We start from the raw sequence: 19569 nt of genomic DNA, 5'->3' as shown, positions 1-19569 counted from the left end.
CATGACATCCTCGTGGCTGGCGGAACCCTCACACCGGCCGCGCCCCCGGTCAATGGATTCCAGGCGCCCGGCACACCCTGTCAAGAACTGGCAAGCGCGACACAACCGCACCGCCTCACTCGGACACCGCCCGCAGCCGCTCCCGGTACTCCCGCACCTCCGGCAGATCCCCCCAGCGCCCGACCAGCCGACGGTGCAGCCCGCGCAACTCGACGGTGATCATCAACTCGCGCGCACCCACGGCCGCTTCCAGGACGGGCTGCGCCAGAGTGACCGCCGCGAGGGGATCACCGGCACACGCCCAGCTGTCCGCGAGACGCAGGGTCAGCAGCAGCCGCGCGGAGTGCATCACCGGCGGCAGCAGCGCATGCGACCGTGCGGTCGCCTCGATCGCGCGCCGGGCCACCGCACGGTCCTCCGTCACCACCGCGAGATCGCGCAGCGCCCCGCCGATCGCCGACTCGAGGCGCAGCACACCCTCCGCACCCGAGAACCAGGGCGCTTCGAGGCGGTCCCGGTCGTCCAGCCGGGCGAACCTGCGCCGCGCCATGGAGATGTGCCGTCGGCACGCGGCGGCGTCGTGCCGCAGCGCGTACGCACGCGCCTGGTACAGATCGGCCGAGGTCGTCATCCAGCGCCGCTTGGCATCCACCGCCCCGATGGCCTCCGCGTACACCAGCATCGACGTGGCGTCCCCGTCGAGCCGCACCAGAGTCGACATGTCGCTCAGGAGGGTCGCCCGGGCCTCGGCGTCCTGGGCCGCGTCCGCCCACCGCAGGCCGTGCCCGAACCAGGCCATGGCGACGCCGCTCTGCCCGCGCTCCATCCGAAGCCGCCCCGCGATCTGGGCGTACTGCGCGGCGAGCCGCAACTGCCCGTACGGCAGCCGGCCCGTGGAGTCGACCGCTTGCGCCCACCGCGCCACACCGCGCAGCAGCCGCTCCACGGTGCTCGCGCACGCGTCGGTGACATGGATGAACGCCTCGCGGATCAGACAGGCCAGCACGGCGGTCAGACCGTGCAGCAGCTCCGCCTCCGCGCCCGCCATCGCACCGGCACGGTCGTACGGGCCGGTCAGCCCGTTCAGCAGGTCCGTCACCGAACTCCGGTCGGGCGTCGCACAGCCCACCCTGCCGTGCAGCGGGCAGGCCAGCCCCTCGACGGGCAGCATCGAAGGCCACGGCTGCGCGGTCAGATGGGCCTCGTCGCCGGGGGTGTCCGCGCCGGGGATCGGGGAGAACAGCGTAGGAGCCGTCGGGAAGAGGCTGGGCGCGCGCGACGACGGGGGCGGCGAGGCGATGACGGCCGCGAGCCGACCCCCGGTCTCCAGGACGGCGTCGAGCCGGTTCACCAGGTCGAAGGGCGGTTCCCGCCGCCCGCTCTCGAGCCTGCTGATGAAGCTGTGGTGATAGCCAACCCGCCTGCCGAGCTGCAGCTGGGTGAGCCCGGCCCGCCGACGGTGGAAGCGCAGCAGCCGCCCGAACTCCGCCCACTCCGGGTCGACCGCCTGTGATGTGCCGACGGACATGACCCCTCCCTGACCGGGCTCTCCCTGAAGGCAGAGTGGCAGGCGGGGCAACGCCCTCCAACCCCCCTTATTGCACAGGGGGGTTGGTGATATGCAACAGTGTGCAACAGCGGCGCCGCTAGCCCGCCGACGTGGGCCAGGCGTCCGCGAGCATCTTGCGGGTGTCGGCGAGCAGCTGCGGCAGCACCTTGGTGTGCCCGACCACCGGCATGAAGTTGGTGTCGCCGCCCCAGCGCGGAACGATGTGCTGGTGCAGGTGCGCGGCGATACCGGCGCCCGCCACGGTCCCCTGGTTCATCCCGATGTTGAAGCCGTGCGCGCCGGACGCGGTGCGCAGCGCCGTCATCGCCTGCTTGGTGAGCTCGGCGAGTTCGGTCGTCTCCGGGCCCGTCAGCTCGGTGTAGTCGGCAACGTGGCGGTAGGGCACGACCATCAAGTGGCCGCCGTTGTACGGGTAGAGGTTGAGCACCGCGTACACGTGCTCGCCGCGCGCGATCACCAGGCCGTCCTCGTCGGACTTGGCCGGGATGGAGCAGAAGGGGCAGCCGTCGTCCGCGCCTGGTCCCGTGGGCTTGTTCTCCCCCTGGATGTACGCCATTCTGTGGGGCGTCCACAGGCGCTGGAACGCGTCCTGCGACCCGACTCCGATCTGCTGCTCCGGCTCACTCGTCATGGGGTGCAGCATATGACTTCGCCCGTTCGGAGCGTGTCGGCGGGGCGGACACCACGGCTCCGCGGAGAAGCTTGGCCGATGATCGACGACAGCCGACAGGCGCGCTGGGAGAACCGCACCGAGGTCCCGTTGGCCGTGGCGTCGCTCCTGTTCCTGATCGCGTACGCGGTACGGGTATTGGCCCACGGGCTGCCCCCGCTGTGGCGTGGCGTGTGCGTGGCGACGGCCCTTGCGGCCTGGGCCGTGTTCGCCGTGGACTACGCGGTGCGGTGGCGCCTGAGCGGACAGCGCCTCCGCTTCGTACGCACCCACGGGCTGGATACCGTCGTCCTCGCCCTGCCGCTGCTGCGACCGCTGCGGATCGTGCACGTCTACGAGGCGGTCCAGCGGCGGCGCGCCCGTCCGCGGCTCGCCCTGCACGCGCGCGTGATGGCGTACGCGGGCCTGGCCGCGCTGCTCCTCGGCTTCGCCGCGGCGCTGGCCGTCTACGACCTGGAGCGCGGGGCACGGGGCACGACGATCGACACTTTCGGGGACGCGGTCTGGTGGGCCTGCGCCACCCTGGCCACGGTCGGGTACGGGGACGTGGCTCCGGTGACACCGCTCGGGCGGCTCGTCGCGGTCGGCCTGATGGGCTGCGGTCTCGCGCTGCTGGGCGCCGTGACGGGTTCGTTCTCGTCGTGGCTGCTGCAGGTGTTCGCCCGCGAAGGCGGCGAGGACGGCGCGAGGCCCCCGGGAAACACCCCGGGGGCCTCGTCACGCCACGACGACGATGCCTGACCGGGCGACCGGTCAGGCGGCCGCTCAGACCTGCGTCCGCTCCTCGACGACCTTCGCGATCTTCGCGATGGCCTCGTCGACGGGGATGCCGTTCTCCTGCGAGCCGTCGCGGTAGCGGAAGGACACGGAACCGTTGTTCATGTCCTCGTCGCCCGCGATGACCATGAAGGGCACCTTGGCCTTCTGCTGGTTGCGGATCTTCTTCTGCATGCGGTCGGACGACGCGTCCACCTCGACCCGCAGCCCCTGGGCGCGCGCCTTCTCGGCGAACTCCTGGAGGTAGGAGACGTGGCCGTCGCCGATCGGGATGCCGACGGCCTGCACCGGCGCGAGCCAGGCCGGGAACGCGCCCGCGTAGTGCTCCAGGAGCACGCCGAAGAACCGCTCGATGGAGCCGAAGAGCGCACGGTGGATCATGACCGGCTGCTGGCGCGAGCCGTCCGCCGCCGTGTACTCCAGGTTGAACCGCTTGGGCTGGTTGAAGTCGACCTGGATGGTCGACATCTGCCAGGACCTGCCAATGGCGTCCTTGGCCTGCACGGAGATCTTCGGTCCGTAGTAGGCGGCCCCGCCCGGGTCCGGCACCAGCGGAAGGTTCTGCTTCTCGGCGGCGAGCCGCAGCGCCTCCGTGGCCTCCTCCCAGTCCTCGGCCGTGCCGATGAACTTGTCGGAGTCGTCGCGGGTGGACAGCTCGAGCTCGAACTCGTTCAGGCCGTAGTCGCGCAGCAGGTCGAGCACGAAGGTCAGGAGCGTGTCGAGCTCCTGCGGCATCTGCTCCTTGGTGCAGTAGATGTGCGAGTCGTCCTGCGTGAAGCCGCGCGAGCGGGTCAGGCCGTGCACGACGCCCGACTTCTCGTACCGGTACACGGTGCCGAACTCGAAGAGGCGCAGCGGCAGCTCACGGTAGGAGCGACCGCGCGACTTGAAGATCAGGTTGTGCATCGGGCAGTTCATCGCCTTGAGGCGGTAGTTCTGCTCGTCGAACTCGATGGGCGGGAACATGCCGTCGGCGTAGTGCGGCAGGTGTCCCGAGATCTCGAAGAGCTTCTCCTTCGAGATGTGCGGGGTGTTCACGAACTCGTACCCGGAGACCTCGTGGCGGCGCCGCGAGTAGTCCTCCATGACCTTGCGGATCACCCCGCCCTTGGGGTGGAAGACCGCGAGGCCCGGGCCGAGCTCCTCCGGGAAGGAGAAGAGGTCGAGCTCGGAGCCGAGCTTGCGGTGGTCGCGCTTCTCGGCCTCGGCGAGGAACTCCAGGTGCGCCTTCAGCTCGTCCTTGGACGGCCATGCGGTGCCGTAGATGCGCTGGAGCTGCGGGTTCTTCTCGCTGCCGCGCCAGTAGGCGGCTGCGGAGCGCATCAGCTTGAACGCGGGGATGACGCGGGTGGTGGCCAGGTGCGGGCCTCGGCAGAGGTCCTTCCAGCACAGGTCGCCGGTCTTCGCGTCGAGGTTGTCGTAGATCGTCAGCTCGCCCGCGCCCACCTCGGCGTCGGCGCCGTCGGCGGCCTGCGCGGCGTTGCCCTTGAGGCCGATGAGCTCCAGCTTGTACGGCTCGTCGGCGAGCTCGACGCGGGCGTCGTCGTCGGTGGTGACACGACGGGAGAACTTCTGCCCGCGCTTCTGGATCTCCTGCATCTTCTTCTCGATGCGCTTGAGGTCCTCGGGGGTGAAGGGCTCCTTGACGTCGAAGTCGTAGTAGAAGCCGTCCCGGATGGGCGGGCCGATGCCGAGCTTGGCGTCGGGGAAGAGCTCCTGCACGGCCTGCGCCATGACGTGCGCGGTCGAGTGGCGCAGGATGTTCAGGCCGTCCTCGGAGGAGATCTCGACGGGCTCGACCTCGTCGCCCTCGGCGGGCACGTACGCGAGGTCCTTCAGCTCGCCGCCCACGCGCACGGCGACGATGGTGCGCTCCCCGGTGAAGAGCTCGGCGGCCGTAGTGCCCGTCGTCACCACGCGCTCTTCCCGCTCGGAATCGCGTTGGATGATCACACGGACGTCTGACACCGGTCTCTCCTACCTGAAGGGGGGTGCGCCGCTCTCTGTCGCGCGTACGCAAGGGGAATCGTACCGAGCCGCGGGGCCCGGCCGCGAAACGGATCTCCCTGGGCCCTCGTCAACCCCTTCAGTCGGTGCTGCAGGCCTCCTCGAAGAAGTCGAGGTTCTCCTGGAGCGACTTCATGAGCCGGTCGCGCTCGGCCTCGTCCACCTGCACGGGCACCACCCCGGTCGCCCCGGTGAGCCTGCGGAAACCGCCCCGGCTCTCCAGCTGCCCGTGCACCCGGATCGGCAGCCCGACCAGATGGGCGTGGCCCGCGATGCGGTACGACTCCTCGTCCAGCGTCATCCGTACGTGCGGGACGTCGGCCCCCGCGATCACCCGGATCCGCACGGTGCCCTCCTCGTGGAGCGCCGACCGCCGCATCCGCACCACGGCCCCGGTGACCCGCACCGGCACCGAAGGCTCGTCGCGGAGGTACCGGGCGCCCGCCTCGCGCAGCACCGGCAGGTCGCCGGGCGAGAACTCGACGGGTTCGGCGCGGGCCGCGCAGCCCTCGGGCACCCCGGCGCCGGGCGCCCACTCGACCGCGATGCGCGCGCCTTCCGTGCCGCGCACCATCGCGACGAGCGCCTCGGTCAGCTCGTGGCTGACGCCCGCCTCGACCGCGCTGTCGAAGGCGTCCATGCCGCCGGTGGCCCTTTGGTAGTCGACGGCCTCACGGGCCGCGCACAGCGCCTGGTGGAGCCGGACCACGAGGGTGCGGCCCGTCATGACGGGGACGAAGGCGGTGAGGCGCTGGCCGCCCGTGGCGGGCCCCACCAGGACGTTGTCCAGGGACGCGGCGGCGGGCCCGCGGTGCCGGGCGCCGTAGTACCCGGCGCGGCCGCGTGCGGCGAGTGCGCCCGCGAGCAGCGTCTGCCGTGCGGCGGAGCGCAGCTCTTCCTCGGCGGGCCAGGTCGCGGTGTCCGCGGGGCCCGGCGGTACGTCGCGCCACCAGTGGATCTCGTCGCTGGGCACGGCGAGCCCGACGAGCACGTCCCGCGCGGCGGGCGAGGCGCTGCGGGACAGCGCGACGAGCACCTCCGCGATGAGGTCCTCGCAGTCCGGGAAGGCCCGGCTCTCGGGCACGAGCAGGCTGGTGCCGGCGCCGCCGGGCTCCGGGGGCGTCCACCGTGCGTAGCGGCCGGGGGCTCCGCCGCGCCGCCGCCAGCCGTGCCGGGCGAGGAGCGCGCCGAGCACGGAGGGGTCGACCAGGGCTGGTTCGGGGGGCTGCGTCCATCGGCCCGCGACCGGGGTGGGGTGCGGGCGGACGGGTGGCATCGTCTCGTCGTGGTCGAAGGGGCGGTGCATCAGGGTCTCCCTCCCGTCCCGACGCGCGTCATGATCTCGCAGAGGGCGCGGTCGTCGAAGATCCGCGAGGTCGGGACGCGCACGGTGGTCCTGCGCCGGCCGGTCACGGGGTGCCCGGCGAGATTGGTCCAGTAGCAGCAGTGCCGCAGGTCGAGCCGGTCGTGCCCGGCTCTCAGCCAGTCGTCCTGGGACCGCGGCACGAGCATCACGACCAGGATCTTGTGGACCGAGACCGGGGTGCGGGCGAGCTTCTCCAGGTGTGCGTTGTCGAGCGTGAAGGAGAAGGCGGGGCCCGCCGGGTTCGGCGGTATCTGGTACGTGCACTTGAGCTGGACCTTGATGGTGACCTCGTCGTCGACCGTGTGCCCGGGGGCGCTGTGGCTGACGTGCCAGTCGATGCCGTTGTCCGGAAATGGCTGGGAGAGCGAGCAACCCGCGGCCGCCGCGACGGCGTGCAGATAGCCCACCTGAAGCGTCTCCATGCAGGCGGTGGTGGCGAGTGTGCCGCGCGGCGGTGCGATCCGCTCGGGCAGCAGCCCACCCTGATCGGGCTGCGCGAGCGCCATGGTCAACTAGCCTTCCGAACCCGGTGGTTATGTGCTCGGGCCGTCATTTCCAAAGCCCCGTACCTCTGTTGTCTCCGGGCCGCGTACAGCGCAAACGGCCCGGGTATCACCAGCGTGGGCAGGGGACCGAACGTCATCTGCCGGGACCGAACGAGGAGTTGCGTCATTATGACGTGCTGGTACGAGGGCCCCTTGGCCGCATTCGACACGGAGACCACGGGCGTCGACGTCGAGACCGACCGGATCGTGTCGGCCGCCGTAGTCGTCCAGCAGGGCGCGGGAACCCGGCCGCGCATCACCCGCTGGCTGGTGAATCCGGGCGTACCCGTGCCCGCTGCCGCCACCGCGGTGCACGGACTGACGGAGGATCATCTGCAGCGCACGGGCCGCTGGCCCGCGCCGGTGATGGAGGAGATAGCGCGCGATCTGGCCGAGCAGGGAGCGGCGGGCCGGCCGATCGTGGTGATGAACGCGCCGTTCGATCTGACCATCCTGGACCGGGAGTTGCGCAGGCACCGCGCCTCGTCGCTGAGTCGCTACACGGAGGGCTCTTCGCTGTGCGTGATCGACCCGCGGGTCCTGGACAAGCAGCTGGACCGCTACCGCAAGGGGCGCAGGACGCTCACCGATCTGTGTGCGCATTACGAGGTGGAGCTGGCCGAGGCGCATGACGCGGCAGCTGACGCGCAGGCCGCCCTCGATGTGGTGCGTGCGGTGGGGCGGCGTTTCGCGGGGCGTCTTGAGCGTCTCTCACCGGCCGAGCTGCACACGCTGCAGGCCGTCTGGCATGCGGCTCAGGCGCGCGGCCTGCAGGCATGGTTCGCGAAGAGCGGCTCTCCGGAGATCGTGGACCCGGCGTGGCCGCTGCGTCCCGAGCTCCCGGCGGCGGCCTGAGCGCGGGCATCGGACATCGGACATCGAGCGCGGGCATGAAAAAACCGGTCCGTCTGCTGACGGACCGGCATTCTCCGGGTGGGCGATACTGGGTTCGAACCAGTGACCTCTTCGGTGTGAACGAAGCGCTCTCCCACTGAGCTAATCGCCCGGGAACGGACTGAACAATACAGGTCCGGGCGCCTTTCCTTCAAACCGCTGCCAGCCGGGCCGTGAGGCCGCGCCGCCCGGCGCGCATCATCAGGGCGTGGTTGAGCCGGAACAGCGGGCGGCCGGGGACTGCGAGGCGTCGCATCAGCGGTCTGCGCACGTCGACTTCCTGGTCGTAGCGGGCCCGCGTGCCCGCGGCCCCGGCCGTGACGGTCCAGCGTGCCCAGCCGTCCAGGTCGCCGGTCATGGCGATCTCCAGGACTCCGGCCACGGGGTCGTTGCGTCGCTCGCGTGCGGTGACGACCAGGTCGTACGGGAGGAAGGAGCGGAAGCGGACGATGCCGCTGCGTTCGTCGACCGGGTTCACCTCGCGCACTTGCGGCCACCACGACGGATAGACCTCGGCCTGCTCCAGGGCGGCGAAGACGTCGGCGGGCGCTGCGGGCAGCTCCCAGACGCTGCGGAAGCGGTAGTGGCACCAGTCCATGGGCGGCAGTCTGCCGGAAAGACCGGGATCCGTACCGGATCTGAGTACGTCCTGAGTATCTGCACCGATGCCGCGCGGTGCGCCTCGGACCACACTTCACCGACATGACGACCATTCCGCCCCCGGCCGAGGAGCTCCGCGTCCTCGACTGGGAGTTGCGCCAACTGGAGGCGCGCAGGACGCAGTTGCTGCAACGCCGGGCCTGGCTGCTCGGTGTCCTGCGCGCGGCGGGCCCGGCCGGACCGCCCCCTCGCCCGGCCGGGCCGCCCGCCGCTGAAGCCGCGCCGCCGAGCGCTCAGAACGTCCTGCTGACGCTGGGCGGGGTGCTCCTGACCGTCGCGGCGATCGCCTTCACGGTGGTGAGCTGGGGTCACTTGGGCATCGGCGGCCGCAGTGCGGTCCTCGGCGCGGTGACGCTGGCCGCGCTCGGTACGCCCGCGTTCCTGCTGCGCCGCTCGCTGCGTTCGACGGCGGAGGCGGTGGCGGGCCTCGGGCTCGCGCTGACGGTCCTCGACACGTACGCGGTGCGTCATCTGTCGCTCCCGGACGTGGACGTGCTCGGTTACGCGGCCGGTGCCTCCGCGGTCCTCGCCGCCCTCTGGGCGGGGTACGGCCTGCTGCTCGGGAAGCTGCGGCTGCCGCTGCCGACGGCGGTCGCGACGGCCCAGCTTCCCCTGGTCCTTTGGGCGGGCGCCGCGCACGCCGGTGATCACACGATGACGGCCGTGCTGCTGGTGACCGCGGCCTTCGACACCGTGCTGGCGCTGTGGGCGGGTGTCCGTTCGGTGCGGGTCGTCGCCACGGCCGGAGCCTGCGTACTGGGGTTGTGGGGTGCGGCGAGCGCAGGCTGGCTCTCCGTGCAGGCCTCGGAGCCGGGCGGGGCGGCTCGCGCGGGCGCGCTGCTGCTGTTCGCCGCGGGGATCGCGCTGGCCGCGGCCTGGTGGGCGAAGGGCGCCGAAGTGACGAGTGGCGCGGCCTGCGCGGCCGGGCTGCTCGTGGTGGCCGCGTCCGGCGGGGTGCTGCGGACCGCGTTGCCCGCGGCCTGGACGGTGCCTGCCTATCTCGTGTGCGGCATGGCGCTGTTGGCCGTCGTCCGCACGGCGCTGCCCGGGGCGCTGCGGCGCGGGGTCCTTGCCGCGTCGGCCGTGGTGCAGGGGCTCGCGGTGCTGTGGGCGCTGCCGGTCGCCGCGCTCGCCCTGCTCGGGCCGTTCGGCTGGGCGACCCGCGTCTGGTCGGGCGCGCCTTCCGACGCCCGCGATGCCCTGCTGCTCGAACTTCCCCTCGCGCGCCCGCTCCTGGCTCCGCCGGTGCTCGCGGCGGTCGCCCTCGTGCTCGTCGTGGTGGCCGAACCGCTGGGCGACGCGGCGCGGCGGGCGGCCCGGTACGGCGCGCCGGTGCTCCTGTGGTCCGCGGCCGTCGCGCTGCCCGCGGCGCTCCGGCTGCCGTACGCGGCCGGGGTGTCGGCGCAGCTCGTGGCGGTCGCCGTCCTCCTCGCCGTCGCGGCGCGGTCCGCGTCCGCGGCACCGGCCGTGACGGCGTCGGCCCTGGCGCTGGTGTCCTCGGCGAGCGTCGCGTTCCTCTCGCTGGCCACCACGACGGCGACGCTCACCACGCTCGGTGTGCTGACGGCGCTCCACCTCGGGGCCTGTGTGCGCCTGGCGCGGGGCACGGCGCCCGCTCCGGGCACGGCAGCGCTCGCCGCCTGCGCCTCCCTGTCCCATGCCACCGCGCTGGTCTGCGCATCGGGCGCCGCGTGGGGGCTGCGCCCCGAGTACGTCGGGCTGCTCGTGCTCATGGTCCCGGCTCTTGCCGCGGCGGCCGCGGCCCGTCTCGGGCAGCACCCCCTGACGCCGCCCGTGGAGATCATGGCGGCCGTATCGGGAGCCGTCTCGGTCGTTCTGGCGGCGGGGGACGCGCCCGTGCTGGCGCTGGTCCTGGGGCTCGGCGGTGTCATCGCGTCCGGCACCGCGCTGCGTGCGGACCGGCATGCCGTGGGGTACGCGGCCGGGGCGCTGTTCCTCCTGGCGAGCTGGGTCCGCCTCGCGTCGTGGGAGGTGTCGGCCCCGGAGGCGTACACCCTGCCGGTGACCGTGCCAGCCCTGCTCGTCGGTCTGCTGCGGCGGCGCCGCGACCCGGCGGTCCCCTCCTGGACGGCGTACGGTCCGGGCCTGGCGGTGACACTCATTCCGAGTCTCGCCGCCGCCTGGAGCGACCCGTACTGGCAGCGTCCGCTACTGCTCGGCACGGCGGCCCTCGCCCTGACCCTGGCGGGCGCCCACCACCGGCTGAGCGCCCCGCTCGCCCTGGGCGGCACGGTCCTCGCCCTGGACGCGCTGCACGAACTGGCCCCGTACATCGTGCAGGTCGTGGACGCGCTGCCCCGCTGGCTGCCGCCCGCGCTCGCCGGTCTGCTGCTGCTCGCCGTCGGTGCCACGTACGAGCAACGCCTGCGCGACGCACGCCGGTTCCGGAATGCACTCAACCGAATGCACTGATTCCGCAGCACCGCGGAACATGTGGACCCGTCAATTCCCTTGAAAGGCACAGGAATACGAGAACGGCCCGGAGGCTTAATAGCCTCCGGGCCGTAATCCGGGGTGGGCGATACTGGGTTCGAACCAGTGACCTCTTCGGTGTGAACGAAGCGCTCTCCCACTGAGCTAATCGCCCCGGGCGCACGGAGAACATTACCGCATGTCAGCGGGTGCTCCCGACCGCCTCGGAGTCACCCGGAGGTCACTCCTTGATCTTCCACGGCATCGTGATGCCGAACTTCCACACGTAGATCCCGACGAGCACCGCGACGATGACCAGACCGATCGTCGTCAGGATGATGTTGCGGCGGCGCACCTTGGGGTCGAGCGCACGCTGTGCAGCCTCGGTGACCTTGCGTTTCGTCCAGCGGAGCACCAGCTGGGCCCAGACGAACTCGGTCGCCCAGATCGCCATTCCACCGAAGATCACCAGCCAGCCGGGACCCGGCAGCGGCAGCATGATGATGCCCGCGACGACGACCGCGAGACCGACGATGAAGACGCCCACCTGCCAGCTCAGGTGCAGCATCCTGCGGGACTGGACGTACTGCGGAGCCCGCGAGCCGAGCGGCTGGTCGGGCTTGGCTCCGGCGGCCGGATCAGAGACCTCGGCCGAATCGTTACTCCCCGTATTCATGCAGCCAAACCCTACCGGACGGAAACCCGTCACCGGAATGGGTGCACGAGCGGATGGGACAATCCGCCATACGAGGCGTCTAAAGACACGCAAAACGCTCAGAGGGGTTTACAACGGCACCGTAGGTGGCATGTCGATTTCGCCGACGTGCGAATCCCCGAGCGCACACTGAGCGAAAGGCCCTGGCGCTTATGAACACCACGGTCAGCTGCGAGCTGCACCTGCGCCTCGTTGTGTCGAGCGAGTCCTCACTGCCTGTACCCGCAGGACTGCGGTATGACACGGCCGATCCCTATGCCGTGCACGCCACCTTCCACACCGGAGCCGAGGAAACCGTCGAGTGGGTGTTCGCCCGCGACCTCCTCGCCGAGGGCCTGCACCGGCCCACCGGTACCGGCGACGTCCGAGTCTGGCCGTCCCGGAGCCACGGTCAGGGCGTCGTCTGCATCGCCCTGAGTTCCCCGGAGGGCGAGGCTCTGCTCGAGGCCCCGGCGCGGGCCCTGGAATCCTTCCTCAAGCGAACGGACGCAGCCGTGCCACCCGGTACGGAACACCGCCACTTCGATCTCGACACGGAGCTCTCACACATCCTGGCCGAGAGCTGACCGCCACCCCGGCGCGTCGAGAACCACCACGCCGTCCGACTCGGGGCGACGGCGCAAGCAGGCACGGCACAGCGACACAAGGCGAACAGATGCAGGCACCGGCGCCGTCGCCGCGGACTTCCCGCGGCGACGGCGCCGGTGCGTCCCCTGGCGAAGCCGCTAGCATCGGCCAGCATCGGCGGGCACCGGCCCGACCCCCAGGCCAGGGAGCAAATCGTGCTGATCACCCACGACACCCGGTGTTCTCTCGACGCCGTGGTCGATCTGGTGAACACCGCACCGGAGACGAACGGCACGGACGGGCTCGCGAACGTGGCGGCGCTCGGTGATTTCGTACGAAGCCACGACGTCAGCGACGTCGGGGCACTCTCGGAGGGCGACCTCGCCGGCGTCCACCGCATCCGCGCCCGCTTCGGAGAGGTCTTCGCGAACCCCGAACCGCAGACCGCCTCCACGATCCTCAACGAACTGATCGCGACGGCAGGCACCACGCCCCGGCTCACCGACCACGACGGCTACGACTGGCACGTCCACTACTTCGCGCCCGGGGCGTCCGTCGCGGACCACCTGGCGGCCGACTGCGGAATGGCCCTCGCGTTCTTCGTGGTCGCGGGCGAGCAGGAGAGGCTGCGGCGCTGCGAGGCCCCGGACTGCCGCCACGCCTTCGTCGACCTCTCGCGCAACCGTTCGCGCCGCTACTGCGACAGCCGCACCTGCGGCAACCGTCTGCACGTCGCCGCGTACCGCGCCCGCCGCCGGGAGGCCTCGGGCCAGAGCCTGCCCTAGAGCAGCAGCATGTCGTGCAGGGTCGCCACCAGGATCAAGGTGCTGATCACCGCCAGGAAGATCATCAAGGGTGGCTGGGAGAGGGCGAAGAGGCAGCCCTGCCGCTCCTCGTGATCGAGGGGCGGCTCCGCTTCGCCGTCGGTGGCGTGCCGCTCTGCGTCGGCAGGTCGTCGCTGGGCCGGTGCCGCTTGTCCGCCGTCGTCCGGCGGGGCGGCATCGCCCTCTGTGGTGGTGTCAAGCATCTCGCCGTGATGATGACGCAGCCGCCGGGCGGTCGCCTACCAACACGCCCGGTCGGCGCGGGAGTTCGCCGGATCCCGTGAACAGGCGAAAGTCCAGTGTCCGGCACGTTCCGTCCATGGCCCACGGGCCCTCCCCCTCGCGAGACTCGGCGGCACCGCCCGTACCCGAACGAGGGAGCCGATCACCATGGAACGCAGACGGCTGTTGACGACCGCGCTCGGCACGGCGGCGCTCGCCGCGGCGCCGCTCGGCACCGCGACGGCCTCCCCCGCCTCCCCCGCCGCGCCCTCCCGGCCTGTCGGACGCGCGGCCTCATGGCACCGCGTCCCGCACCGCGGCATCCGCCCCGACGACCCGGAAGGGCGCGCCCCGCTGCCGGGCCCCCGGCGCGGCTTCCGCTACGAGATGTCGTACAACGCCCGCGACCTGACGAGCCCCTGGCCCAACGAGCAGGACCACTCCCCCGACGCCGCGAAGACGCTCGACCTCCTGGAGCGCGAGTACGGCCCCGGCGCGAACCTCACCCAGCTGTACTTCTACCTCTGGGACTACGCGACCTCGACGATCCCGCAGAGCGCGCTCGACAACATCGAGAGCGTCTTCCGGGGGCTGCGCAGCAAGGGGTACGCCGCGGTCCTGCGCTTCGTGTACGACGACGGGGTGCGGGAGAACCGGCGCTACACCGTGCAGGACATCCAGCATCACATCGGGCAGCTGGCGCCGCTGGTGGCGCGCAACAGCGACGTCGTCGCCGTCTGGCAGGCGGGTTTCCTCGGCACCTGGGGCGAGTGGCACGGCAGCCACTACCGGCACGAGACCTACCCCGACGCGGTCACGGCCATCATGACGACCCTCGTCGAGGCCCTGCCGCCGGGCCTGCACACCCAGGTCCGGTACGCCGAGAAGCGGGACATGATCACCAACAGGGCGATCCTGGACCGCGTCGGGTTCCACAACGACTACGTGACGCTGGGCGAGGGCCTCTGGGACTACTACGTGCCCGACAACCCCGGCTGGCCCACCTACCTCGACGTCTCGCGGACGCGGATGGTGGACGGCGAGATGCCGTGGGACAAGGGGCAGAGCTCCGATCCGTACGCGTGGAGCACGGTCATTCCCGGCATCGCGGCGGCACGGCGGCTGCAGACGCTCCGCTTCGACAGCCTCTCGATCGTGCACAACGCCACGGTCACCGTGCCGGGCTGGAAGGCGGCACAGCTCACCGGGCAGCAGGCCGTGGAGGCGCAACTTCCGGTGTCCGACGGATACTTCGAGGACCGGCGGGGGCGCGCGGTGGCCCGCAGCCAGTTCGAGTACCTCCGCGATCACCTGGGCTACCGGGTGGAGGTGCGGGAGGCGCGGTACGACCTCGCGGCGGCCCGGCGGGGCGGGCGGCTCCCCGTGGAGGTCGACGTGGTCAACCGCGGGTTCGCGCCGCCCAAGCACCCGCGGCCGGTCCGGCTGGTCCTGCTGGACGCGGCAGGGCGGACGGTGGCCTCGGCGGAAACGGGCGTCGACTGGCGCGACTGGCAGCCCCAGGGGCGGGCGGAGACCGACGACGATCACGGGGCGCCCGCGGTCTCGACCGTGCGCGCGGAGCTCGTCCTGCCCGCGGGCGCGCGCGGCCCGCACCGCGTGGGCCTCGCCCTGCCGGACCCGGCCTTCGCGGCTCGGGGCAGGGCTGTGCGGTGCGCGAACGCCTCCGTCACCTGGGTCGACGGAGTGAACGTCCTGGCGGAGGTCAGGCTAGGCCGGTGACCGGCCGCCGGTCCTCGCTCAGATGCTGTCCTCGCTCAGATGCCGTGCTTCTTCAGGATGGCCTCGATGTCGCTGAAGTCCTCCGCGGGCGCGGCCGTCTTCGGCTTGGCCGCGGGCCGGGCGGCGGCCGGTCGGATGCCCTCGCCGAGCGAGGGCGCCGAGGCGGCCGGAGCCACCGCCTCGCGCTGGGCGGCCTTCGCGGCCCTGCGCTCCTTGCGGGTCCCGCCCGTGCGGCGCTCGACGGCGCGGGTGCCCAGGAACATGAGCCAGGCCACGCCGAGCACGCCGAAGCCGACCCACGCCTTGAGGCTGAACGCCGTGTCCGCCGCCCAGCCGACGACTCCCGTCAGCACCAGACCGATCGGCACGAGGGAGTACGCGGCGAGGCGGGCCGCGGAGAGGAAGCGCTTGCGGTAGGCCGTGACCGCGGCGATGCCCAGCCCGGCCGCGGATACGGCGGAACAGACGGTCTCGGCAATCATCCGGTCCTCCAGGCATGCAGGCGTACGTCGGGTTAAGACGGTTAGGGCACGGCCGTCCCTTCCATCCTGCACCGGGTGGGCGCCGCGGAGCCACGTCGCGGGCGTACCTCAGGGACATTTCCGGGTCATCTAGGGGTCCGGCCTCCTCCGCAGGTGCCGGTCCGTGCCGGTCCATGCCGGTCCATAAGCCCCGTCCCAGTTGGGAGGCGGGCGCGCGGGCTGGAAGACTGTGCCCATGAGCGACTCCCCTGCCGACCGCCCCGCCCGCCCCGTCGTCATCGACGTCTGGTGCGAGCTGCAGTGCCCCGACTGCCGCAGTGCCCTCGACGACGTGCGCGCCCTGCGCGCCCGCTACGGCGACCGCGTCGACCTGCGGCTGCGGCACTTCCCGCTCGAGAAGCACAAGCACTCCTTCGCCGCCGCGCAGGCCGCCGAGGAAGCCTTCGAGCAGGGCAAGGGATGGCCGTACGTGGAGGCCGCGCTCGCCGGGGTCGAGGAGCTCGACCGCAAGGGCGAGGCCCACCTGGTGGACACGGCTCGCGAACTCGGTCTGGACGCCGAGGAGTTCGACACCGCCCTGATCGACGGACGGCACATCCTGATCGTCGACGCCGACCAGGCCGAGGGCAAGGCCATCGGCGTCACCGGCACGCCGACGTACGTCATCGGCGGCGAGCGCCTGGACGGCGGCAAGAGCCAGGACGGGCTGCGCGAGCGCATCGAGGAGATCGCCGACCGGCTGCTCGCGGCGGACGCGGGCCAGGACTAGGGGCCTAGAGCCCTAGATCAGCGGTTTGTAGAAGTAGTACGAGACCGGTTCGTAGCCGAGCGACTCGTACAGGCGCAGGGCCGGGGCGTTGTCGGCGAGGACGTTGAGGCCAATGCGGTGCTGGCCCGCCGCGCGGCCCTGTGCCTCCGCGAGGTGCATCAGGGACCGGCCGTGGCCGTGGCCGCGGTGCTCGGCCTCGACCGCGATGTCGTAGACGAACGCGCCCCCGTCGAGCACGGAGAGCCACAACGTGCCCACCTGGGTGCCGTGGTGGGTGAGGACGCTCAGCCAGGTGTCCGGCGTCGCGAGGCCGCGCGGGAGTGCGCGGGCGTGGTCGGCCTCGGCCTTGGCGCGCGCCTCGTCCTCGGGGACTCCGCGGTCCGTCCAGGTGCTCGCGTAGAGCTCCTTCGCGCGCACCAGCCACGGCCCGCACTCGGCCTCCGTCATCGGCCGCCCCTCGGTGCCCGCGGGCAGCGGAGGCACCGGGTCGGTGAGCGGCTTCGACAGCCGACGGCTCCGCTCCACGTAGCCGAGGGCGGTGATGAGGCGCAGCGCCGCCGGGGCGTCGGCGGGGACGGTCGCCTCGATGCGCGCGCAGCCCCAGCCGCGGGCCACTTCCTCGGCGGCGAGCGCCGCGACCGTGCCACGGCCGCGCCTGCGGTCGGGCTCCGCGATCCGCAGGTCGTGGAGCCTGCAGACACGGGGACCGAACGCCTCGTGCGTGGCGAGGCCTATCGATCCCACGGGACGGCTGTTGACGCAGACGTCGTACGTGCGCGCCTTGGCGCCGTCGGCGCCCTGCTGAAGCGGCCCGGTCGGCCGCAGGGTCGTGGTCATCCCTCTGGTTCTACCCGCCCCGGGCCCGTACCGTCACCGAGGTTTCCCCGGAGTTAGGGATCCAGGTCGTCCGCGGCCCGCTCGTCGAAGATCCGCATCGCCTTGGCGGTCACCGGACCCGGCGCGGCGGGGAGTTGGCGTTCGTCGACGCGGTGCACGCCCTGGACGTCGCGCAGCGTCGACGTCAGGAAGACCTCGTCGGCGCGGTCGAGGACGTCGAGGGGCAGCTCGGTCTCGCGTGCGCCCGTCCACTCGACGGCCAGCGCGCGCGTGATGCCCGCGAGGCACCCGGAGGCGACCGGCGGGGTGTGGATCTCGCCGTCGAGCACCACGAAGACGTTGGAGCCCGTGCCCTCGCAGAGCTGTCCGACGGTGTTCGCGAACAGTGCCTCCGAAGCGCCGTGTTCGTGCGCGCGGGCCAGGGCCACCACGTTCTCCGCGTACGAGGTGGTCTTCAGGCCGGTCAGCGCGCCCCGTTCGTTGCGGGTCCACGGCACGGTGATCACCGCGGTGGTGTCGGGGCGCCGCTTGGCCTCGCCGAGGGCCACGACGAGCGTGGTGCCCTGGTCGCCGCGGTCCGAGCCGAGCGGCGAGAGGCCTCCGGTGTAGGTGATCCGCAGTCGGCCGAGCGGGAGCGGGTTGGCGTCGAGGACCGCGGCGCAGGCGTGGCGCACCGCGTCGAGGTCCGGCTCCGGCAGCCCGAGGCCGCGCGCGGACTGCGCGAGCCGGGCGAGGTGGCGGGTCAGGGCGAAGGGCCTGCCCTCGACCGTCTTCACCGTCTCGAAAATGCCGTCGCCCACCGTCAGCCCGTGGTCGAGCACGGAGACGCGGGCGTCGTCGAGGTCCTGCAGCCCGCCATTGAGCCAGATCTTCACGTTGGGGTTCCTCCGCTCGCTTCGTACGTCCCCGACGCTACCGCCAGCAGCCGCGCGGCCTTCAGCTCGGTCTCCCGCCACTCCCCCTCGGGGTCCGAGCCCCAGGTGATGCCCGCGCCGGTGCCGAAGCGCAGCACGCCGTCGGCCCGGTCGATCCAGAAGGTGCGGATCCCGACGGCGAGCTCCGCGGTGCCGCGGTCGGCGTCGACCCAGCCGATGCCGCCGCAGTACGGGCCGCGGGGCGCGGTCTCCAGCTCGTCGATGATCCGCAGCGCGCTGGACTTCGGGGCGCCGGTGACGGAGCCCGGCGGGAAGGCCGCGCCGAAGAGCTCAGGCCAGCCCGCGCCGGGGCGCAGCTCGCCGCCGACGGTGGAGACGAGGTGGACGAGTCCGGGGTGCTTCTCGATCACGCAGAGGTCGGGGACGGTCACGGAGCCGGTCGCGCAGACGCGCCCGAGGTCGTTGCGGACGAGGTCCACGATCATGACGTTCTCGGCGTAGTCCTTCTCCAGGAGGTCCGCCTCGGTGCGTCCGGTGCCCTTGATGGGGCCCGACTCCACGAGGTGCCCCCGGCGGCGCAGGAAGAGCTCGGGAGAGGCGGTGGCCAGCTCCACGCCGTGCTCCGGGAGCCGGATCGTCCCGGCGTAGGGAGCGGGGTTCCCGCGCGCGAGGAGGGACGTCAGGGCGTCCACGTCGGCGTCGGCGGGGACGGGCGCGGACAGCACGCGGCAGAGGTTGGCCTGGTAGACCTCACCGGCGGCTATGTAGGCACGCACCCGCCGCACGCCGTCCGTGTACGCGGACCGGTCCAGGGACGATGTCCAGTCCTCGGGGGCCGGGCCGTGCCACCTGCCAGGGACGGGGGCGGGCACGGGCTCCTCGCGCACGTCGTCGAAGCGGGCGCAGACCATGCCCCCCTCGAAGTCCGCGGACACCGCCCAGAAGCCGGTGGAGTCCAGGGCGGCCGGGTCGCTGGTCACGTCGCGTAGTCCGGTGGCCACGAGACGGCCGAAGCGCGCCATGGGCGGGAGCGCGGGAGACGATGTCAGAGGGGGGTTGTGCACGGCTGCGAGTCTATGACCGGTGCGTCGGCGGCGCCCTGGACCAGGGACAGCGCAGCACGCTGCGCAAACGCGTTTTTGTACTGGCCCAGGAATCCGCTAGAGTTCAACACGTCGCCGGGACGCGCAAGCGGACCGGGAAAGACAAGCGGACGTAGCTCAGTTGGTAGAGCGCAACCTTGCCAAGGTTGAGGTCGCCAGTTCGAACCTGGTCGTCCGCTCGCAGGATCGTGGGGGATCTTCCCGAACCCTCATACTCCTGGTGGAGTGGCCGAGAGGCGAGGCAACGGCCTGCAAAGCCGTCTACACGGGTTCAAATCCCGTCTCCACCTCCAAGGACGATTAGCTCAGCGGGAGAGCGCTTCCCTGACACGGAAGAGGTCACTGGTTCAATCCCAGTATCGTCCACTGGATCTTCAAGAAGGCCGTCAGTCGTCTTCATGAGGGTCGTCCCGCGCGATTAGCTCAGCGGGAGAGCGCTTCCCTGACACGGAAGAGGTCACTGGTTCAATCCCAGTATCGCGCACGTAGTACGCAGCACATGCAGGTCCACCC

General features: G+C 71.8%; 19 protein-coding genes and 6 tRNA genes. 11 read left to right on the top strand and 14 right to left on the bottom strand.

Annotated features, from left to right (window positions below; translation table 11 throughout):
* Window positions 1-115 precede the first annotated feature (115 nt).
* Window positions 116-1528, bottom strand: a complete 1413-nt coding sequence (locus AC068B_RS30820) for a helix-turn-helix domain-containing protein (RefSeq protein WP_478674843.1) — start codon at window positions 1526-1528, stop codon at window positions 116-118.
* A gap of 118 nt (window positions 1529-1646) precedes the next feature.
* Window positions 1647-2213, bottom strand: a complete 567-nt coding sequence (locus AC068B_RS30815) for an HIT family protein (protein WP_478674842.1) — start codon at window positions 2211-2213, stop codon at window positions 1647-1649.
* Between the two features lie 66 nt (window positions 2214-2279).
* Between AC068B_RS30815 and AC068B_RS30810 the strand changes: the two genes are divergently transcribed.
* A complete protein-coding gene (locus AC068B_RS30810; protein WP_478674841.1) occupies window positions 2280-2981 on the top strand; it encodes a potassium channel family protein in 702 nt (233 codons plus the stop codon).
* Window positions 2982-3005: 24 nt separating this feature from the next.
* Here AC068B_RS30810 and thrS read toward each other — a convergent pair whose 3' ends face one another.
* The 3 genes from thrS to AC068B_RS30795 form a co-directional block, all read right to left on the bottom strand.
* Window positions 3006-4985, bottom strand: coding sequence for a threonine--tRNA ligase (thrS, locus tag AC068B_RS30805; RefSeq protein ID WP_478674840.1), 1980 nt, complete (start codon window positions 4983-4985; stop codon window positions 3006-3008).
* 118 nt (window positions 4986-5103) lie between these two features.
* Window positions 5104-6333 carry a hypothetical protein gene (locus AC068B_RS30800; RefSeq protein ID WP_468569290.1) on the bottom strand — a complete coding sequence of 410 codons (1230 nt, stop codon included), beginning with the start codon at window positions 6331-6333 and terminating at the stop codon, window positions 5104-5106.
* A complete protein-coding gene (locus tag AC068B_RS30795; RefSeq protein ID WP_468569257.1) occupies window positions 6330-6896 on the bottom strand; it encodes a DUF4365 domain-containing protein in 567 nt (188 codons plus the stop codon). The genes AC068B_RS30800 and AC068B_RS30795 overlap by 4 nt, the downstream gene beginning before the upstream one ends.
* Window positions 6897-7064: 168 nt before the next feature.
* Between AC068B_RS30795 and AC068B_RS30790 the strand changes: the two genes are divergently transcribed.
* Window positions 7065-7790 carry a 3'-5' exonuclease gene (locus tag AC068B_RS30790; RefSeq protein ID WP_356258603.1) on the top strand — a complete coding sequence of 242 codons (726 nt, stop codon included), beginning with the start codon at window positions 7065-7067 and terminating at the stop codon, window positions 7788-7790.
* Between the two features lie 79 nt (window positions 7791-7869).
* Here AC068B_RS30790 and AC068B_RS30785 read toward each other — a convergent pair.
* Both AC068B_RS30785 and AC068B_RS30780 read right to left on the bottom strand, forming a co-directional pair.
* Window positions 7870-7941, bottom strand: a tRNA-Val gene (locus tag AC068B_RS30785).
* Window positions 7942-7980: 39 nt separating this feature from the next.
* On the bottom strand, window positions 7981-8427 hold the full coding sequence (locus AC068B_RS30780) for an SRPBCC family protein (RefSeq protein ID WP_478674839.1): 447 nt from the start codon (window positions 8425-8427) through the stop codon (window positions 7981-7983).
* Between the two features lie 104 nt (window positions 8428-8531).
* Here AC068B_RS30780 and AC068B_RS30775 point away from each other — a divergent pair, with 104 nt between their 5' ends.
* Complete coding sequence (locus tag AC068B_RS30775; protein ID WP_478674838.1) at window positions 8532-10922, top strand: SCO7613 C-terminal domain-containing membrane protein; 2391 nt, start codon at window positions 8532-8534, stop codon at window positions 10920-10922.
* 103 nt (window positions 10923-11025) lie between these two features.
* Here the strand turns inward: AC068B_RS30775 and AC068B_RS30770 are convergent.
* Window positions 11026-11097: transfer RNA gene (locus tag AC068B_RS30770), tRNA-Val, on the bottom strand.
* Between the two features lie 66 nt (window positions 11098-11163).
* Window positions 11164-11598, bottom strand: coding sequence for a TIGR02611 family protein (locus AC068B_RS30765; RefSeq protein ID WP_356258595.1), 435 nt, complete (start codon window positions 11596-11598; stop codon window positions 11164-11166).
* A gap of 191 nt (window positions 11599-11789) precedes the next feature.
* Here AC068B_RS30765 and AC068B_RS30760 point away from each other — a divergent pair, with 191 nt between their 5' ends.
* A complete protein-coding gene (locus tag AC068B_RS30760) occupies window positions 11790-12203 on the top strand; it encodes an SsgA family sporulation/cell division regulator (protein WP_003959770.1) in 414 nt (137 codons plus the stop codon).
* Between the two features lie 216 nt (window positions 12204-12419).
* Window positions 12420-12989 (top strand): CGNR zinc finger domain-containing protein, encoded by a 570-nt coding sequence (locus AC068B_RS30755; protein ID WP_468569265.1) that lies wholly within the window; start codon window positions 12420-12422, stop codon window positions 12987-12989.
* On the opposite strand, the gene AC068B_RS30750 is transcribed toward AC068B_RS30755, so the two are convergent.
* A complete protein-coding gene (locus AC068B_RS30750; protein ID WP_356259044.1) occupies window positions 12986-13231 on the bottom strand; it encodes a hypothetical protein in 246 nt (81 codons plus the stop codon). The genes AC068B_RS30755 and AC068B_RS30750 overlap by 4 nt on opposite strands.
* Before the next feature lie 187 nt (window positions 13232-13418).
* On the opposite strand from AC068B_RS30750, the gene AC068B_RS30745 reads away from it, so the two are divergent.
* Window positions 13419-14990, top strand: coding sequence for a DUF4874 domain-containing protein (locus tag AC068B_RS30745; protein ID WP_478674837.1), 1572 nt, complete (start codon window positions 13419-13421; stop codon window positions 14988-14990).
* Between the two features lie 35 nt (window positions 14991-15025).
* Here AC068B_RS30745 and AC068B_RS30740 read toward each other — a convergent pair whose 3' ends face one another.
* The gene (locus AC068B_RS30740; protein WP_478674836.1) at window positions 15026-15472 is read right to left on the bottom strand and encodes a hypothetical protein; all 447 of its coding nucleotides are present in this window, start codon (window positions 15470-15472) and stop codon (window positions 15026-15028) included.
* 235 nt (window positions 15473-15707) lie between these two features.
* On the opposite strand from AC068B_RS30740, the gene AC068B_RS30735 reads away from it, so the two are divergent.
* Window positions 15708-16241 carry a DsbA family protein gene (locus AC068B_RS30735; protein WP_478674835.1) on the top strand — a complete coding sequence of 178 codons (534 nt, stop codon included), beginning with the start codon at window positions 15708-15710 and terminating at the stop codon, window positions 16239-16241.
* Window positions 16242-16253: 12 nt separating this feature from the next.
* Here the strand turns inward: AC068B_RS30735 and AC068B_RS30730 are convergent, their stop codons facing one another.
* From AC068B_RS30730 to AC068B_RS30720, 3 genes are read right to left on the bottom strand one after another with little or no spacing between them, the layout of a single operon-like run.
* On the bottom strand, window positions 16254-17078 hold the full coding sequence (locus AC068B_RS30730; protein ID WP_478674834.1) for a GNAT family N-acetyltransferase: 825 nt from the start codon (window positions 17076-17078) through the stop codon (window positions 16254-16256).
* 53 nt (window positions 17079-17131) lie between these two features.
* Window positions 17132-17953, bottom strand: coding sequence for an aminotransferase class IV (locus tag AC068B_RS30725; RefSeq protein ID WP_478674833.1), 822 nt, complete (start codon window positions 17951-17953; stop codon window positions 17132-17134).
* On the bottom strand, window positions 17950-18975 hold the full coding sequence (locus AC068B_RS30720) for a chorismate-binding protein (protein WP_478674956.1): 1026 nt from the start codon (window positions 18973-18975) through the stop codon (window positions 17950-17952). The genes AC068B_RS30725 and AC068B_RS30720 overlap by 4 nt, the downstream gene beginning before the upstream one ends.
* 187 nt (window positions 18976-19162) lie before the next feature.
* Here AC068B_RS30720 and AC068B_RS30715 point away from each other — a divergent pair.
* From AC068B_RS30715 to AC068B_RS30700, 4 genes are all read left to right on the top strand, one after another.
* Window positions 19163-19235: transfer RNA gene (locus AC068B_RS30715), tRNA-Gly, on the top strand.
* A gap of 40 nt (window positions 19236-19275) precedes the next feature.
* Window positions 19276-19349, top strand: a tRNA-Cys gene (locus tag AC068B_RS30710).
* A gap of 1 nt (window position 19350) precedes the next feature.
* Window positions 19351-19422: transfer RNA gene (locus AC068B_RS30705), tRNA-Val, on the top strand.
* 46 nt (window positions 19423-19468) lie between these two features.
* Window positions 19469-19540, top strand: a tRNA-Val gene (locus AC068B_RS30700).
* Window positions 19541-19569: the final 29 nt, after the last annotated feature.

Source organism: Streptomyces sp. NPDC042371, from assembly GCF_056437465.1.
This window is presented reverse-complemented; position numbering and strand designations above follow the sequence as displayed.